Genomic DNA, 17,773 nt, shown 5'->3' with positions numbered 1-17,773 from the left:
CCGACTCCTGATCACTGCGGGTTAGAGAAAGCCCCGGAGCCGAAGCTCAATGGTTTTGGGGTTTTCACCTTCGGCAATGGCAATGATGCCATCGATCATCATGTCTTCGTAGCGAGTGCGCTCTCTCACAATACTGCGGAGCTTATTTGCAACGGGGAAGAACAACAGGTTGGCCAGCGCGACACCGTATATGGTGGCAACAAAAGCGGTTGCGATACCATTGCCCAGCGATTGCGGGTCTTCAAGGTTGGTCATCACCTGTATCAGCCCCATCACCGCACCAATAATACCAATGGTCGGCGAATATCCTCCCATGGCTTCGTAAACTTTGGCCGATTCGGTATCCCGCTCTTCACGGCACTCCAGATCGACTTCCAAGGTATTGCGAATGGTTGATGGCTCGGCACCATCGACCAACAGCTGAAGCCCTTTCCGGGCGAACTTCTCCGGCTCGCGCTCTGCCAGTCCTTCCAGCCCTAACAAACCTTGTTTGCGGGCTTTCACGCTCCAATCCACTACTTTCCCGATACCATCTTCCAGAGAAATGTATGGAGGTATAAACACCCAGCGCACCTGAACAAAGGCTCGTTTCAGCGTTGGCCAGGATGTCTGAAGAATGGTGGCCGCCAATGTCCCGCCAATCACGATCAGTGCTGCAGGTGTGTTGAAGAGCGAACTGACGGCACCACCTTCCAGCAAGTTGCCACCCAAAATGGCAACGAAGGCGAGGATAATCCCCAGCAGGCTCAAGATATCCATTAGCTTACGCCTTCAATCAATCGTAAACCCACGTCGTTCAGCGGCAACACTTCATCAGAAAGCCCCGCTGTCGCAACCGCCATAGGCATGCCGTAGATCACCGACGTTTCTTCATCCTGTGACCAAACCACGGCCCCGCCCTGTTTCATCATGCGGCAACCTTCACGGCCGTCGGCCCCCATACCCGTCAAGATAACCCCCAAGGTTTTGCCTGGAAAACTGCGAGCCAGTGAGCCAAAGGTAACGTCAACACAGGGCCTGTAGTTCAACCGCTCGTCACCGGGTAAAATCCTCACTCGCCCTCTTCCGCCACGATTTTCAATCATCATTTGCTTGCCGCCGGGAGCAAGCAACGCAAGGCCCGGTTGCAGAAAATCACCGTCTTCCGCCTGACGAACTTCAATCTTGCACAGTTTATTCAAACGTTCGGCGAATGCCGGAGTAAAACTCGCAGGCATGTGCTGCACCAGAACGATGGGCGCTGGAAAACTGGCCGGCAATACACTGAGGACTTTCTGAAGAGCGACGGGCCCTCCGGTTGAAGTGCCAATACCCACCGCACTGTATTGCCGTGCGGGTGTTTTTTTTGCGTTTCGCCGCGCCGGGCTGGCAGGCGCGGTTGCCTGATGCGGAGTATTCGCTGCGGCCCTTAAGGACGGTCGTTCAGTACGGGCAGCAACGTCTTTGCGCTGCACAGATGCCGCTGTCGCCGGCTTTGCTGGCGCAATCGTCGCACGCGCACGCGGCTGGCTTTTGGCGATATCCAGCACGCGATTGATCAACACGTTTTGCAGCTGGCTGGTATCTCGGGCGATTTCTTCAAAATTTTTCGGAAGAAAATCTACGGCACCGGCTTCCAGCGCATCGAGTGTAACTCGAGCGCCTTCGTAGGTCAGCGAGGAAAACATCAAAACCGGCGTTGCCTGCTTGGCCATGATTTCACGAACCGCTGAAATGCCATCCATCACGGGCATTTCATAGTCCATGGTGATTACATCGGGCTTTAATTTTTCAGCCAGCTCAACACCTTCCCGGCCATTGGTGGCGACCCCGACTACGGTGATTTGACCCGAGGCAGTCAGGATTTCCGTCAGCCTTTTTCTAAAGAAACCTGAATCATCAACCACCAGGACAGAAACTGTCATCCCTTTCTCCTAAACGCCCGGAATCACCCGTAGTGCTGAAGCAAACTGGGCACGTCAATAATCAAGGCAATGCGGCCATCACCCGTAATGGTTGCTCCCGCCATACCCGGCGTGCCCTGAAGCGCGCGTCCCAAAGGCTTTATGACCACTTCTTCCTGCCCGACCAGCTGGTCAACCACAAAGCCAACCTGCTTGGTGCCCATCGCCACGATCACCACATGGGCATTGGCGACATCTTTTCGGGACTCTTCACCGTGAACAAGCCAGCGTTTGATATGAAACAGAGGAAACACTTTATCCCGAACCACAATGCATTCGCGCCCGTCCACCATATTGGTTTTGGTCAGATCCAGGTGGAAAATCTCCACAACGTTTACCAAAGGCAACGCAAACGATTGCTCGCCCAGCATGATCATCAGGGTTGGCATGATGGCCAGTGTGAGCGGCACCTTGATAATGATTTTCGTGCCTTTACCCAGCTCCGACTCAATGGCGATCTGGCCGTTCAGCTGAGAAATCCGGTTTTTGACCACGTCCATGCCGACGCCGCGGCCAGATACGTCAGAGATCTGCTCTTTGGTGGAAAAACCAGCGGCAAAAATAAGGTTGAAGCATTCGTTGTCGGTCAAACGATCCGCTGCATCCTGGTCATACAACCCCTTTTCGACCGCCTTCCGGCGCAGTACATCCGGGTCCATTCCACCGCCATCATCGGCAATGGACAGCAAGATGTGATCGCCTTCCTGTTGCGCCGACAAGGTGACCGTACCGGCTCGGGATTTGCCTGCGCCTTCCCGGACATCCGGCGCTTCGATGCCGTGGTCAACGGAATTACGAACCAGATGGACCAATGGATCCGCGAGCGCTTCTACCAGGTTCTTATCCAGATCGGTCTCTTCACCATGCATGACAAGGTTGACCTCTTTCTTCAGGTTACGCGCAAGATCGCGTACCACCCGAGGAAAACGGCCAAAGACCTTCTTAATGGGCTGCATGCGGGTTTGCATCACCGCAGCCTGCAAATCGGTGGTCACCACGTCCAAATTGGCGACGGCCTTGTGCATGTGTTCGTCTTCACTTTGCGAACCCAAACGCTGCAGTCGGTTTCGAACCAATACCAGCTCACCCACCATATTCATGATGTCATCCAGGCGCTTGGTATCAACCCGAACGGTGGTTTCGCCCACGGGAGCGGACTCTCGGGCCGGCGCTGAAGTTTTAGGCGCAGGTGCGGGCTTGGGTTCTGCTTTAACAACCGGCTCCGGCGCGGGTTCTGGCGAAGCACTGGTATCGGGCTTAGCCCCCTGACTCTGCTCGGGCTGCACGCCGGGGCCTGCACCTTTGCCATGGAGCTCATCCAGCAGACGTTCAAATTCATCGTCAGTGATCAGGTCTGAACTTTCGTCGCCAGTGGTTTGGTCGCCCGAGACGTTTCCGGAGCTTTCCGTTTCAGCGGCATCGGGAGCAGCAAACTTGCCTTTACCGTGAAGCTGATCCAACAAAGCTTCAAATTCGTCATCGGTAATTTCGTCACCGCCGCCTACGTCAGAAACAGATTCAGGCGTCTGTTCAGAAGACTCCGGCTGAGCTGACGCTCCGGCTTTGTCGTCCGCAATTGCGTCAAGCAACTTTTCGAACTCTTCGTCGGTAATATCGCCTTGATCCTGAGGCTCTGGTGCCAAAACCTCATTCGACGACTGAGCCGGTGGCGGCGCTGGCGTTTCGGATTCCGGGATCGCCAAGGCATCCAAAGCCGCAATCAGACTGGCTGGCGCCGGCGTCAGCTCTTCACGATTCCGCACTTCTTCGAACATGGCGTTGACGTTGTCGAGGGCCTGCAGCACAACGTCCATTAACTCGGGCGTGACTTTGCGCTTGTGGTTACGCAAGATATCGAACACGTTTTCTGCGGAATGGCAGCAATTGACCAGCGGGTCCAATTGCAGGAATCCGGCACCACCTTTTACCGTATGAAATCCGCGGAATATGGCGTTAAGCAGATCACTGTCGTCTGGATGCTGTTCCAGATCGACTAACTGCTCCGACAGCTTTTCGAGAATCTCGCCGGCTTCGATCAAGAAGTCCTGAAGAATCTCTTCATCGGCATCAAACGCCATGGGTAACCCTCTTTGTCATTCAGAAACCGAGACTGGATAGCAGGTCGTCAACGCCGTCTTGTCCCGAGACTACATCGTCTCGCTCAGCGGCTTTGATTTGTGGACCTACTCCCTTTTCGGCCGATTCTTCTTTTTCTTCAATCTGATGAACTGTGCCTGTCAACTGGTCAACATGACTGGCCATGACCACCAAGCCCAACAGATTCTCTTCAACTTCTTTCACCAGCGCGGTGACTTTTTGAATCACCTGCCCGGTGAGATCCTGAAAATCCTGAGCCAGAAGAATTTCAGAGAGATTTTTATACAGGTTGTCCGAGTCGTTACCCAAGGTTCCGAAAAAAGAATCGATCCTTGCGTACAGCTCGCGGAACTCGGCGGGCTCAATCTCGCGACGACGCAAGCGTTCCCATTCGTCCTTCAGACTCACCGCCTCATCACGAATGGCATGGGCCACGGGCATGCTTTCCTCAACCAGATCCATGGTGCGGTTAGCAGCCTGGCCGGTCATTTGAACCACATAGGCTAAACGATCCGAGGCATCGGACATTTTCGAAAGGGCTTCTTTCTGCTCCGCATTCCGCGGATCGATCTGAAAGTTGCGGATTGCCTCGTGCAGACTCCGGGTCAGCCGCCCCACTTCCTGGTACAGGCTTTGGTCACGAACTTCACTTAGCTCGTTGATGATGGTCATCGCCTGTGCGAAGTCACCGCCGTTGACGCTCTCAACCAATCGCGAGGTCTGCTCCTGCAGCTTTTCTGTGACCTCCGGATCGAGACCCCGTTGGGTGTGTTTGCTGTCACTCATGCGAGCTACCCGACCTTTGGTTACTGAATACGTTCAAAAATCTTCTCGATTTTTTCTTTAAGAACAGCGGCAGTAAACGGCTTCACAACGTATCCATTCACGCCCGCTTGAGCCGCAGCGACAATCTGGTCACGCTTGGCTTCAGCAGTCACCATCAGTACCGGCAGATTCTTGAGGCTTTCATCAGCACGAACCGCTTTCAGAAGATCAAAACCTGACATACCGGGCATGTTCCAGTCGGTTACCAGAAAATCGTAGTGGCCATTCTTCAGCATCGGCAGCGCCGTGTTGCCATCATCGGCCTCATCGGTATTGGTAAAACCCAAGTCACGCAGAAGGTTTTTGATGATTCTTCGCATTGTGGAGAAGTCGTCCACAATGAGTATTTTCATGTTCTTGTCCAAAGGGACCTCCAGTAAATAACACCCGGATGTAGGTCAACCTGCTGATATCCGACAGGTTGTGTAAGATTCTTTTCAGGGCGCCAGTCGGTCAGTTGTCGCTGTTTTCCCGCCAATCTGACAACCGGCCCCGCAGGCGCAAAGCCGCCTGACTGTGAATCTGGCTGACTCGGCTTTCGCTGACCCCGAGCACGGCTCCGATTTCCTTAAGATTCAATTCTTCCTGATAATACAAACTCAAGACTAACTTTTCTTTCTCTGGAAGCGCTTCAATCGCCTCGGCCAAACTGCGCTGAAAAGCGCCGGCCGAAATACCATCCAGAGGATTATCACTGGCTTCTAGTTCTTCTAACGGCAGCTCACCGGATTCATTGAGCTCATCCAGACTAAATAACCGACCACTGTTAGCATCCGCCAGGGACGAGTGATATTCCGACAAATCAATACCGAGCTCTTCCGCCACCTCGGCATCCTGAGCTTCCCGGCCGTTTCGGTCTTCAATTATTTTGATTGCGGCGGAGATTCGGCGGGCATTGCGGTGCACTGAACGAGGCACCCAGTCGCCTTTTCGGATTTCATCAACCATCGCGCCCCGAATACGAATGCCCGCATAGGTTTCGAAGGTTGCGCCCTTGCCCGCAGAATAACGCTGAGCAGCTTCAAGCAAGCCGATCATTCCTGCCTGCATCAGATCGTCAAGCTGAACCGATGCGGGCAAACGGGCCATCAAATGCAGGGCTATCTTTTTGACCAGCGGCGCGTGATCTTCGATCAAATTCGAAGTGTTGGGTGCGCCCGCTTGCTGATATATTCCCAGATTCTTCGTCAATGTCATGTATCCGGCTTTTATTGGACTGGATTCAGATCAGACTTCGACGAGCCGCTCCACGAAGAACTCCAGATGGCCTCGAGGAGAAGATGGCAGCGGCCAACTGTCCACTTTATCTGCCAATGCTCGCACAGCAATAGATGCTTTCGCCCGAGGGTATGCCTCCAGAACAGCACGCTGGCGCTGAACGGCTTTCTTGACCGCTTCGTCATAAGGCACGATACCCACATATTGTAACGCCACATCCAGAAAACGCTCGGTAACTCGCGTCAACTTTTCGAACAAATGCTTTCCTTCTTCCTCGCTTCGAACCTGATTGGCAAGCACCCTGAAACGATCTGTTCCGTAATCACGATTCATTAGTTTGATCAGCGCGTATACGTCCGTGATCGAGGTTGGTTCGTCGCACACCACCAACAACAACTCCTGCGCCGCCCGGAGGAAACTCACAACAGACTCGGAAATACCGGCAGCAGTATCGACAATCAGAACGTCGATCTGATCACCCAACTCACTGAACGCATTAATCAAGCCCGCATGTTCCATGGGGCTGAGTTGAGTCATACGCTGGGTGCCGGATGAAGCAGGCACAATTTTGATACCACCCGGCCCATCCACCAGCACGTCTTTCAGGTCACACTCGCCACTGAGAACGTCGTGCAAATTCTTGTTGGCCGTCACACCCAGTAACACATCCAGATTGCCCAACCCCAAATCGGCATCCAGCACGACAACACGACGGCCCTTTTCTGCCAACGCGATCGCGAGGTTGACCGACACATTGCTCTTCCCGACACCGCCTTTACCGCCGGAAACCGCAATCACCTGAACCGGATGTGGTTTGCTCATACTGTTTTTTGTCTCTTACTGCGTCGTTAACGGGCTCGATGCCAGTGATTGTTGGTGTAATGATTACGCCAGTGCACCTTCAACAGTTGCCTGCGAATGCTGCATCTCTCTCAGGCGCTCAACACCCATACGAACCAAGGGAGCTGCTTCAGCCCGATGGAGATCTTCCGGTATTTTTTGACCGTCGGTATACCAAGCGACCGGAAGGCCGGTTTCCATCACAAACCCTAGAGATTCGCCCAAGGTAAGGGCTTCGTCAATCTTGGTCACAATGCAGCCGGCAAGATTTGCCATCTTATAGCAATGCCAAACGGATTTCATGATACGCGGCTGACTGGTCGCAGACACCACCAAATGTGTATGAATATTGTGATCGCTGCGAACCAACTCCGCCAGCTGCTCCTGATAACCCCGGTCCGCACTGGTCAGCCCGGCAGTATCTATCAGCACAAGATGGCGATCGGAAAGCTCGTCCAGAATGTCATCCAGAGAGTGGCTTTCATCGACCACTCGCACAGGCACGTTCAGAATTCGACCGAACACAAACAACTGTTCGTGAGCGGCGACCCGATAGCGGTCCGTGGTAACCAAGGCCAAACTGTCGGCCCCGTGTTCCAATACGTATCGGGCGGCCAGTTTACCGATTGTTGTTGTTTTTCCGGAACCGGTCGGCCCAACCAGAGCGTAAACGCCTCCAGATTCCAGCCAATCCTCCCGTCCGGTCCGAACGCCGGTGGCGACCATTTTCAACGATGTTTTCCAGCCCTCTTCCAATCGGCCATTGCGGTGCTGCCGAGAAACGGATGCCGCCAATTCAGAACTCAACCCAAACTCTTGCAAGCGCTCGCTCAACAATTGCTGCACAGCATTCTTGGCATTACCCTCGGCAGGCTCATTCGAACCAGCAACAGCTGCCGATTGTGCCCCCATCAACTCGCGCAGCGAACTGATCTCGGCTTTCATTGCGGCCAATTCGTCTGAGTAGCCTTGTGCACGATGTGAAGCAGGCGTTTCAGACTCTTGGCCCTCCACAACATTTTCTCTGCCACCCCAACTCATGTCCGAATCACTGTTCAGCGGTACTTGAGGATAGCGGGCACCCACCGCGGCTCGTTTCTCACGAACATCCTGGATCCGACTGCGAGTTCGGCTAAGTTCATCTTCCAGGCGACGATGCTGATCAGCCTGCATTTCAGCCAAACGGGACCCATTGGTGGCTTCTGCCGCTTTCGCACCCAAGCTTTGCCGAGCCATGTTTTCGTCATAATCCAGAGCCGTCACAATTTCGACGCCCCCATCCACCCGGCGATTGGACAAAATAACGGCATCCGGCCCCATTTCGTGACTGACCTGCTTTAGGGCCTCGGCCATGGACTGTGCAAAAAACCGTTTAACTTTCATAACTTCCATCCTCTATCGCCAAGCTGACCTCAGCTGACCGCGCTGCTTATCTGCCCTACTGGCCGACAGACGCAACGATCGTAATCTGTTTGTTATCCGGTATCTCTTGGTAAGAAAGCACGTGCAAGCGCTCTACACCGTAGCTGGCAAACTTCGCCAATCCAGGCCGCAACGGCCCGGAAACCAAAAGAATGGCTGGTTTGCCTAACATTTCTTGCCGCTGCACGCTGTCTTGCAGCGAGCGTTGCAGCTTTTCCACCATGTTGGGCTCTAGCACCATGCCAATATCATCCTGTCCGCCGGATTGTTGACTCTGCTGAACAGACTTAAGCAACATCTGTTCCAAGTCCGGATCCAGAGTAATCACAGGAATCTCGGCATCGTTACCGCAAATGCTCTGCACAATCATTCGGCGCAGCGACTGACGGGCCAACGTGGTCAGCAGTTTCGGGTCCTGACTCTTCGGATGAACGTTGACGATGGCCTCGGCAATCGAGCGCATGTCACGGACCGGCACTTCTTCTTTCAACAGATTCTGCAGCACCTTGAGCAAGATGCTGATCGAGATTGTGGTGGGTACCAACTCTTCCGCCAGCTTGGGCGAAATTTTCTCCAGCTGATCCAGCCACTTTTGCGCTTCATCGTGGCCAATCAGCTCGTGGGCATGCTTCTGGAGAATCTGATTCAGGTGGGTAGCCACCACCGTACTGGCGTCCACCACTGTATAACCCAAGGTTTGGGCCTGATCTTTTTGCTCCGGCTCAATCCAGATGGCATCCAAACCAAATGCGGGATCTTTCCCCGCAATACCCTCAACTTTCCCGAACACCTGCCCCGGGTCAATGGCCAACTCCCGCTCGGGATGGATCTCGGCTTCCGCAATGGTGACACCCATCAGAGTCACTCGATACACATTCGGCATCAGGTCCAGATTGTCCCGGATGTGCACCGAGGGCATCAGAAAACCCATGTCTTGAGACAATTTTTTCCGAACACCCTTAATACGGCTGAGCAACTGGCCACCCTGCGATTTGTCCACCAAAGGTATCAGGCGATAGCCCACTTCCAGCCCGACAATATCCACTGTGGCGACATCATCCCAACCCAATTCCCGCGTCTCGCCGGGCGGCGGCAGAGCCTGCCCGTCACCACCGCGATCCGGAATAACTTCGCCGCCTTGGCGAGGCACCGCACCGGGCATACCACCCCGCCCAGCAAACACGCCTTCTTCCTCAACCGTTTGTCTCTGCTTTTTCCAGATGAACCAAGCAGCTGCAGCGGCCAGCGAACCCAGCCCCAAAAAAGCCACATGCGGCATTCCCGGAATCAAGCCCAGCAAAATCAAAATACCTGCAGCAATCCCCAGCACTTTGGGTGCACTGAACATCTGCTGAAGAATCTGCCCACCCATATCTTGGCTGGAGGTCACTCGTGTCACCATGATGGCGGCTGCGGTCGACAACAGCAGCGACGGAATCTGAGCGACCAGACCATCACCAATGGTCAGCAAGGCGTAACGCTCCATCGCCAGCGAAAAATCGAGACCGTGCTGGACCATACCAATAGCCACACCACCAATGATATTGATGGCCAGAATCAGCAAGCCGGCGACTGCATCGCCTTTCACAAACTTAGACGCACCGTCCATGGAGCCGTAAAAGTCGGCCTCTTGAGCAATTTCTGAACGCCGGGCCTTGGCCTCTTCCTGGTTCACCAAACCAGCGTTCAAATCTGCATCGATGGCCATTTGCTTACCCGGCATGGCATCCAAAGTAAAACGCGCACTGACTTCGGATACCCGGCCCGCACCTTTGGTGACCACCAGAAAGTTAATGATCATCAGAATCGCGAACACCACCAAACCGACGGCGTAGTTACCACCAATCAACACCTCACCAAAGGATTCGATCACCTTACCAGCAGCGTCACCGCCTTCGTGGCCATTAAGAAGAACAATCCGGGTGGAAGCCACGTTCAAACCTAATCGGAGCAACGTAGCCACCAACAACACGGTCGGGAAAGCCGCAAACTCCATTGGCCGGAGCGCATACACACACACCAACAGAATCACGATCGACAGTGTGATGTTGAACGTGAAGAACACGTCGAGCAAAAAAGCAGGCATGGGCAGAATCATCATGCCCAACAACCCCATCAGCATGATCGGAACGCCAAGATTCCCTCGCGTCAGAGTTTTGACGTTATTCAGAACGAACGCTCTGTCCATACTGCCTGCTTCTCCGGATCACTGTACTTTGAGGCCATTTGAGGTGCCCGCCGGGTCGAAATTCTGACGCGGCACCCCTGCATGAATACCGTGTCGCAAGATCTGTACCATCCCCTATAAATTTTATGAATTCCCGGTAACAGATCGCCTGACGTGAGCGCCTGGATACGGTATCCTTTCGCCGTTTGACTGATCAAAATCCAAGCCAGAAAATCCGAACCCACAGGTGACCCCGATGCCTATCCACGAAGTGAAGCACCCACTGATCCAACACAAGCTCGGCCTGATGCGCCGCTCAGACATCAGCACCAAAAATTTTCGTGAACTGGCTCAAGAAGTTGGCGCGCTACTGACCTACGAAGCGACTAAAGATTTCACTCTGCAAGAAGAAACCATCGACGGCTGGGCCGGGCCGGTAACGGTAGAGCAAATACACGGCAAAAAGATCACCATTGTCCCGATCCTACGAGCAGGCTTGGGCATGCTGGATGGCGTACTCAGCCTGATTCCTGTGGCCCGAGTCAGCGTGGTTGGTCAGATCCGTAACGAAGACACACTTGAAGCGGAAACCTATCTGGAAAAACTGGTGGGCGAACTGGACCAACGTACCGCGCTGATCATCGACCCAATGCTGGCGACCGGCGGATCCATGATCTCCACCATCGACCTACTCAAACAGGCCGGTAGCACCGAAATCCGCGCACTGGTCTTGGTTGCCGCACCGGAAGGCATCGAAAAAGTTCTGGAGAAACACCCGGACGTTTCCATCTACACAGCCTCTGTTGATGACTGCCTGAACGAAAAAGGCTACATCCTGCCAGGGCTCGGCGATGCGGGAGACAAAATCTTCGGCACCAAACAGAAGGATGTTTAAGAATGCAGGACATCACGACTGACTCAACCTGGAAACAGGCCATAGCCGGGTCGCAAATGCTACTGGTCGCCTTTGGCGCGCTGGTACTGATGCCACTGATCACCGGACTTGACCCGAACGTCGCGCTGTTCACAGCCGGTATCGGCACACTGATCTTCCACATAGTGACAGGCGGTCAGATCCCCATCTTCCTGGCCTCCTCCTTCGCCTTCATTGCCCCGATCATGGCAGCCAAAAGCCAGTTCGGCCTGCAAGAAACACTGGGCGGCCTGATGGCGGCTGGTATCCTCTACATCATCCTCTCCGGCGTCATCCGCATGCGCGGAACCGGCTTCGTCACACGCCTGCTGCCGCCGGTGGTGATCGCACCGGTGATCATGACCATCGGCTTAGGCCTGGCACCCGTTGCCGTGCACATGGCCTCTGGCCGCACTGGTGATGGTGCCGCCCAACTCGTGCCGGAAGACACCGCACTGATGATCGCGATGATCTCATTGCTGGTAACCATCATCATGACCGTCTGGGCCAAAGGCATCTTCCGCCTGATCCCGATCATGATCGGCATTATCGTGGGCTACATCCTCTCCGCCTTCGCCGGCATCGTTGACACCACCGCCATCCAGGAAGCCGCCTGGTTTGCCGTGCCGAACTTCGTCGCCCCCGCCTTCAGCTGGAGCGCTATCCTGTTCATGATCCCGGTTGCCATCGCACCGGCTATCGAACACATCGGCGACGTACTGGCCATCGGCAACGTCACCCGCAAAAACTACCTCGAAAAACCCGGCCTGCATCGCACCCTGCTTGGCGACGGCCTGGCCACCAGCGCCGCCTCCATGCTGGGCGGACCACCAAACACCACATACTCCGAAGTGACCGGTGCCGTCATGCTCACCCGCAACTTCAACCCGAAAGTGATGTGGTGGGCCGCAGCCACAGCCATCGTGCTGGCCTTCGTCGGCAAATTCGGCGCTGCCCTGCAAACCATCCCGGTTCCCGTCATGGGTGGCATCCTGTGCCTGCTGTTCGGCTCCATCGCCGTGGTCGGCCTGAACACCCTGATCCGCCACCAGGTAGACCTGTCCCAGTCCCGTAACCTGGTTATCGTGGGCGTGACCCTGGTCTTCGGCATCGGAAACATGGTGCTGGGAACACTGGAAGGCATTGCCCTGTGCGCAGTCGTCGCGATTGTCTTGAACCTGGTCCTGCCCGGCGAAAAAGAAGCCTGGGGCACACGGATTCAGGAAGGCACCGCAGAATAAACGGCATTAGTTCCTCTACTGGCTAAGTACGCAGTGGAGTGTTGGGTCGGCCTCCCAAAAATATCGAAGGCCAAGGATGGCCTGAGAAAAGCGCACATGGATGTGCTCGTAGCGGTTTTTGGGAGGGCGGCCCAGTGCCACGCAGCACCAAACGTTCAGGCTACCCTTGGCAACCTCCCCCAAACCAAATCAAAGATCGCGCCGCATCTCCGGCGGAATAGGAAAGTCCGGCATCCCAGGCTTAGGCCCGCGCCCCTTCCGGAACTGCCGCAACTGAAACACATACGCCAATACCTGAGCGATCGCCATATACAAACCGTCAGGAATCTCCTCTCCAATATCCGAATTATGATAAACCGCCCGAGTCAAAGGCGGCGTACGCAACACCTCCACCTTATACTCCCGAGCCACCTCCATAATCTTGAACGCCACCTCATCAGCACCCTTAGCGACCACCACAGGCGCACCCATCGCATCCTGATCGTATTTTAGCGCCACCGCATAATGCGTCGGGTTAGTAATCACCACATCCGCCGTAGGCACATCCTGCATCATCCGGCGCTGCGCCATCTCCCGCTGAAGCTGACGAATCTTACCCTTAACTTCCGGCTTACCCTCAGAATCCTTATATTCGTCCTTCACCTCTTGCTTCGTCATCCGAAGCTTCTTCTGATGGTCATAAATCTGAAACGGCACATCAATCATCGCAATAATGATCGTGGCGCAAGACAACACCAAAAAACTCCAGCCCAACGTCCACAACACATGCTCCATCGCCGGTACCACCGGCTCCTCCGCGATGCTCAACAAATCGTCCGTGCGAAGATTCAGAATTATGATCGCAATCGCCAGCACCAGCCCCACCTTGGCAATGGCCTTCACCAACTCAATCAGCGAACGCATTGAAAACATCCGCCCCAACCCTTTGATCGGATCCATCCGGTTGGCTTTCGGCGCAATGGCTTTGGCGCTGAACAACAGACCACCAATACCGATAGAACCGGCAATGGCCGCAATCAGAAGAAGAATCAGAATCGGAGACAGCGCATACGCGGCCTCTTTGGCCGAGACAATCAACTGCACACTCATATGGCGGGTATCGAAGATCGACGCACGCTCAATCACAAACGCATCTCGCATGATGCCCTCGAACGTAATCGCCAATGAAGTACCAAACATCAGCAACCCACCTGCCCCGGCAAGCAACACGGCCATAGTGGCCAGCTCTTTTGATCGGGCAGCCTGACCATCCTCCTTGGCCTTCTCGAGCCTTCGGGGGGTGGGTTCTTCGGTTTTCTCCTGACTGTTGTCGTTCTCTTCAGCCATGTTTAACGCCCTTGCAACTGACGCATAAAGTCGAACGTCTCACGGGTGTACTGATCAAAGTGTGGCAGAAAATTCCCGTGTAACACCCAGATGGCGAACAAACCAAAAATCAGACCAATCGGGAAACCCAGCGCAAAAATGTTCATCTGCGGAGCGGCCCGCGTCATCACACCGAATGAAATATTCACAATCAGCACCGCGGTTACCGCCGGCAGCGCCAACAACATAGCCGACGCAAACATCCAACTGATCCGGTGCGCCAACTCCCACACACCGCTTTGCCCCAGGCCCTCCAAGCCAATCGGCATGGTATGAAAGCTTTCAATGAAGATCTCGAACGCTACCAGGTGGCCGTTCATCAACAGAAACAAAAGGGTGATAGTAATCGTATAAATCTGCGCCAGAACCGGCACGTTCACGCCGTTCGCGGGATCCACCATCGAAGCAAAGCCCAAGCCCATTTGCATAGCAATCATCTGGCCGGCAATCACGAACAACTGCCATAGAGCGGTCAAAGCAAAGCCCAACCCCACGCCAATGAGGATTTGTTGAAGCGTGATCACGACCGCATCAGCACTCAAAGCTTCAACTTTGGGCACTTCAGGAATCATCGGAACGATCAGAATGGTCATCAGCAACGCCAGCCCCAGCCGCACACGCGCTGGCACCAGCTGGGTACCAAAGATAGGGATAACCATCAGGAAGCTGGCAAGGCGGAACAGCGGCCAAAGGTGCTGCCCTACCCACTGACCCAGCAGGTCTGCACTGAACTCCGCAGGAAACATCCGCTAGCCGATCAGGTAAGGAATACTGGAAATAAGCCCTCGGGCATGGTCCAGCAGGGTGGTGAGCATCCATGGTCCGGCGGCAATGATCACGATCAGCGTAACCAGCAACCTCGGCAGAAAGCTCAACGTTTGTTCGTTGATTTGGGTGGCAGCCTGAAAGGTACTGACCACCAAACCGATCACCAAGCCGGGGCCAATGATGACGCCTGCGAACAGAACGATCATCCAGAGTGCTTCACGGACAATATCAATCGCGGTTTCAGGCGTCATGTCTTGACTCCTATATGCCGTAACTGGCGGCTAGGGTACCCATAATCAGAGCCCATCCATCCACCAGAACGAAGAGCATGATCTTGAACGGCAACGATATGATGATAGGCGAAAGCATCATCATACCCATAGCCATCAAAACACTGGCAACCACCATGTCGAGAATCAAAAACGGTATAAACAGAATAAACCCGATCTGAAAAGCCGTTTTCAGTTCACTGGTGACGAACGCTGGCATCAAAACCCAGAACGACACATCTTCCGGAGTTTCGTACTCCACGTCCGCCAGCCGCATAAACAGCGCCAAATCCGATTCCCGGGTTTGTTCCAGCATGAATTTCCGGAACGGCTCACTGGCCAGCTCCACGGCCTCCAGTGACGTAACTTCCTCCTGCAGATAGGGTTGCAACCCTACCCTGTTGGCCTCTTCCAGAACCGGCTTCATGATAAAAATACTGAGAAACAGCGCCAGCCCCAATAAAATCTGATTTGAGGGCGTGGCCTGCAGCCCCAGTGCCTGCCTCAGGATCGCGAACACCACGATGATACGTGTGAACGATGTCATCATCATCAACATCGCGGGCAGGAATGTCAGCGCGGTCATCAGCGCCAGTATTTGCAGAGTTACTGAATACTCTTCAGTACCGTCTTCACCCGGTTGAACGGAAAAGGCGGGAATGCCCGGCAAATCTGCTGCGGCGACAGCCGGTAAGAAAAGTCCCGCAAGCAGCGCCAAGCAAGGCAGACAAGATCGAATAGCGGCATTCACCATAGCGTTACTCTTTATGCTCGGGAGCTGTCCATGACTTACCCATCAGGCCCTGAAGTTTGCGGGCGAAGTCATTGGTTCCGGTGCTGCTGGAATCCACCACAGGCTCATCAAAAACCTGCAGGGTGCGGATACTGCCCGGGGTAATACCCAGCAAGATCTGTTGTCCGCCGACTTCCACTAACGCTATGCGCTCCCGCGTGCCAATGGCGAGAACGGAAACCACGCGAATCGCGTTATTGTTCATACCCGCCATGCCGGTCATACGCCGAATCAGCCAGGCACACCCATATATGACGGCAATGACAGCAACCAGCCCCAGGCCAAGACTGACAATCATGCCTACGGTATCCGGCGTATTACGTGTGACTTCCTGAACGGGTTCTACGGCCTGTTCGGCCACGGCGGGCACACTGAACAGCACCGGCAGCAGACAACGTAACCAATAAATCACGTTACTTCTGCAACCGTTTGATGCGTTCGCCCGGGCTGATAACGTCAGTCAGCCGGATACCGAACTTTTCGTTTACCATAACCACTTCGCCATGAGCGATGAGGGTGCCGTTCACCAGAACATCCAACGGCTCGCCGGCTAAACGGTCCAACTCGATGACAGAGCCTTGGTTCAGCTGCAACAGGTTGCGAATAGGTATTTGGGTGTTACCCACTTCCATCGAGATGGTGACAGGGATATCGAGAATAACGTCCATATCCGGAGCCCCCGCACCTCCTGAGGAGCCGCCGTCTTCCGAAAACTCTTCCATTGGGGCGGTGCGAACCTGCTGTTCAGCTTCGCCTTCAGACGCACTACCCCCAGCCTCGGCCATAGCCTCCGCCCATGCATCCTCGGTAGATTCCTCGGCTTTCGCATCGCCGGATTCACCCATAGCTGCTTCCCATTCGGCCGCCAGCTTTTCGTCTTCCGTGAGCTCTTTATCGTCTTTTTTGTCGTCGTCAGCCATTGCGTCCCACCTTCAGTTGTTTCTTCACCTTGGGCAACGTCGCCCTTTCATGAATTCGTAGCGCCAACTTACCGTCACGAGTTCCCATGGTTGCTTTGTAAACGGGAACACCGTTGGCCGTTACCGTGAGATGGTCAGCAAGCTCAACAGGAATTACATCACCCGCTTTCAGCTTGGCGAGATCCCGAAGCGAAATTCTGCGCTGACAAACCGTGGTATTAATCGGCACGCTGATGTCTTTGATATCTTCCTGCAAGGCGTTGACCCAACGCTCATCCACATCATCGATATCGCTCTGAACCCCTGCATCCAGTACATCACGAATGGGCTCAATCATGGCGTAAGGCATCGCAAGATGAAGTTCGCCCCCGCCCCCATCCAGTTCGATGTGGAAGGTGCTGACAACCACCACCTCACTGGGGCTGACAATATTGGCCATTGATGGGTTTACTTCAGAACTCATGTAATCGAAGTCAATGTTCAAGACGGCTTGCCAGGCTTCCTTCATATCCGCAAAAACCTGATTCAATACCATCTGCACAATCCGGTTTTCAGTCGGTGTAAACTCCCGCCCTTCTATCTTGGCGTGACGCCCCTCTCCACCGAAGAAGTTATCAACCAGCTTGAACACCAGTTTGGCATCTAATACAAACAATGAGGTGCCACGTAGCGGTCGGACTTTACAGAGGTTGAGACTGGTCGGCACGTACAGCGTATGAACGTATTCACCGAACTTCATGATCTGCACACCGCCGGTTGAAACATCCGCATTACGGCGCAACAAATTGAACAGGCTGATTCGGGTGTATCGGGCAAAACGCTCGTTGATCATTTCGAGCGTTGGCATACGGCCACGGACGATACGATCCTGACTGGCAAGATCGTAATTCTTTACGCCGGTGTCGTCGCTTTCATCATAGGTATCGATATCGCCATCATCCACACCGTGAAGGAGCGCATCGATTTCTTCCTGTGATAATAAATCCTGCATA

The 17,773-nt window shown here is 54.3% G+C and carries 18 protein-coding genes; 2 read left to right on the top strand and 16 right to left on the bottom strand.

Annotated elements, in window-relative coordinates:
* Nucleotides 1-21: 21 nt before the first annotated feature.
* From DOQ08_RS02730 to flhA, 9 genes are all read right to left on the bottom strand, one after another.
* The gene (locus DOQ08_RS02730) at nt 22-759 is read right to left on the bottom strand and encodes a flagellar motor protein (protein WP_114333356.1); all 738 of its coding nucleotides are present in this window, start codon (nt 757-759) and stop codon (nt 22-24) included.
* The gene (locus tag DOQ08_RS02725; RefSeq protein WP_114333355.1) at nt 759-1,904 is read right to left on the bottom strand and encodes a protein-glutamate methylesterase/protein-glutamine glutaminase; all 1,146 of its coding nucleotides are present in this window, start codon (nt 1,902-1,904) and stop codon (nt 759-761) included. Before DOQ08_RS02725 ends, DOQ08_RS02730 begins: the two co-directional genes overlap by 1 nt.
* A 23-nt stretch (nt 1,905-1,927) precedes the next feature.
* Nucleotides 1,928-4,021: a chemotaxis protein CheA gene (locus DOQ08_RS02720; RefSeq protein ID WP_114333354.1), complete on the bottom strand. Its 2,094-nt coding sequence runs from the start codon at nt 4,019-4,021 to the stop codon at nt 1,928-1,930.
* 19 nt (nt 4,022-4,040) lie between these two features.
* On the bottom strand, nt 4,041-4,826 hold the full coding sequence (locus DOQ08_RS02715) for a protein phosphatase CheZ (RefSeq protein ID WP_114333353.1): 786 nt from the start codon (nt 4,824-4,826) through the stop codon (nt 4,041-4,043).
* 20 nt (nt 4,827-4,846) lie between these two features.
* Complete coding sequence (cheY, locus tag DOQ08_RS02710) at nt 4,847-5,230, bottom strand: chemotaxis response regulator CheY (RefSeq protein WP_114333352.1); 384 nt, start codon at nt 5,228-5,230, stop codon at nt 4,847-4,849.
* Nucleotides 5,231-5,318: 88 nt separating this feature from the next.
* Entirely contained in the window at nt 5,319-6,062 is a 744-nt protein-coding gene (locus DOQ08_RS02705; RefSeq protein ID WP_114333351.1) for an RNA polymerase sigma factor FliA, read from the bottom strand.
* Between the two features lie 30 nt (nt 6,063-6,092).
* A complete protein-coding gene (locus DOQ08_RS02700; RefSeq protein WP_114333350.1) occupies nt 6,093-6,905 on the bottom strand; it encodes a MinD/ParA family protein in 813 nt (270 codons plus the stop codon).
* Nucleotides 6,906-6,968: 63 nt separating this feature from the next.
* Entirely contained in the window at nt 6,969-8,306 is a 1,338-nt protein-coding gene (flhF, locus tag DOQ08_RS02695) for a flagellar biosynthesis protein FlhF (RefSeq protein WP_114333349.1), read from the bottom strand.
* A 55-nt stretch (nt 8,307-8,361) separates the two neighbouring features.
* On the bottom strand, nt 8,362-10,533 hold the full coding sequence (gene flhA / locus DOQ08_RS02690) for a flagellar biosynthesis protein FlhA (RefSeq protein WP_114333348.1): 2,172 nt from the start codon (nt 10,531-10,533) through the stop codon (nt 8,362-8,364).
* Nucleotides 10,534-10,768: 235 nt separating this feature from the next.
* On the opposite strand from flhA, the gene upp reads away from it, so the two are divergent.
* Both upp and DOQ08_RS02680 read left to right on the top strand, forming a co-directional pair.
* Complete coding sequence (upp, locus tag DOQ08_RS02685; protein ID WP_114333347.1) at nt 10,769-11,407, top strand: uracil phosphoribosyltransferase; 639 nt, start codon at nt 10,769-10,771, stop codon at nt 11,405-11,407.
* A gap of 2 nt (nt 11,408-11,409) precedes the next feature.
* On the top strand, nt 11,410-12,666 hold the full coding sequence (locus tag DOQ08_RS02680) for a uracil-xanthine permease family protein (RefSeq protein ID WP_114333346.1): 1,257 nt from the start codon (nt 11,410-11,412) through the stop codon (nt 12,664-12,666).
* A gap of 189 nt (nt 12,667-12,855) precedes the next feature.
* Here the strand turns inward: DOQ08_RS02680 and flhB are convergent, their stop codons facing one another.
* From flhB to fliM, 7 genes are read right to left on the bottom strand one after another with little or no spacing between them, the layout of a single operon-like run.
* Nucleotides 12,856-13,992 carry a flagellar biosynthesis protein FlhB gene (gene flhB / locus DOQ08_RS02675; protein ID WP_114333345.1) on the bottom strand — a complete coding sequence of 379 codons (1,137 nt, stop codon included), beginning with the start codon at nt 13,990-13,992 and terminating at the stop codon, nt 12,856-12,858.
* 2 nt (nt 13,993-13,994) lie between these two features.
* Nucleotides 13,995-14,777: a flagellar biosynthetic protein FliR gene (gene fliR / locus DOQ08_RS02670; protein WP_114333344.1), complete on the bottom strand. Its 783-nt coding sequence runs from the start codon at nt 14,775-14,777 to the stop codon at nt 13,995-13,997.
* A 3-nt stretch (nt 14,778-14,780) separates the two neighbouring features.
* Nucleotides 14,781-15,050: a flagellar biosynthesis protein FliQ gene (fliQ, locus tag DOQ08_RS02665; protein ID WP_114333343.1), complete on the bottom strand. Its 270-nt coding sequence runs from the start codon at nt 15,048-15,050 to the stop codon at nt 14,781-14,783.
* Between the two features lie 10 nt (nt 15,051-15,060).
* A complete protein-coding gene (fliP, locus tag DOQ08_RS02660; protein ID WP_406565340.1) occupies nt 15,061-15,819 on the bottom strand; it encodes a flagellar type III secretion system pore protein FliP in 759 nt (252 codons plus the stop codon).
* Nucleotides 15,820-15,826: 7 nt separating this feature from the next.
* Entirely contained in the window at nt 15,827-16,231 is a 405-nt protein-coding gene (gene fliO / locus DOQ08_RS02655; RefSeq protein ID WP_264756345.1) for a flagellar biosynthetic protein FliO, read from the bottom strand.
* A gap of 43 nt (nt 16,232-16,274) precedes the next feature.
* Nucleotides 16,275-16,781, bottom strand: a complete 507-nt coding sequence (gene fliN, locus DOQ08_RS02650; protein ID WP_114333340.1) for a flagellar motor switch protein FliN — start codon at nt 16,779-16,781, stop codon at nt 16,275-16,277.
* Nucleotides 16,774-17,772 carry a flagellar motor switch protein FliM gene (gene fliM, locus DOQ08_RS02645; RefSeq protein ID WP_114333339.1) on the bottom strand — a complete coding sequence of 333 codons (999 nt, stop codon included), beginning with the start codon at nt 17,770-17,772 and terminating at the stop codon, nt 16,774-16,776. Before fliM ends, fliN begins: the two co-directional genes overlap by 8 nt.
* Nucleotide 17,773: the final 1 nt, after the last annotated feature.

The sequence above is a fragment of the Marinobacter litoralis genome, assembly GCF_003336705.1.
GTDB classification, from domain to species: domain Bacteria; phylum Pseudomonadota; class Gammaproteobacteria; order Pseudomonadales; family Oleiphilaceae; genus Marinobacter; species Marinobacter litoralis.
The sequence above is the reverse complement of the archived record's forward strand: the minus strand, read 5'-3'. Positions and strand labels throughout refer to the sequence as shown.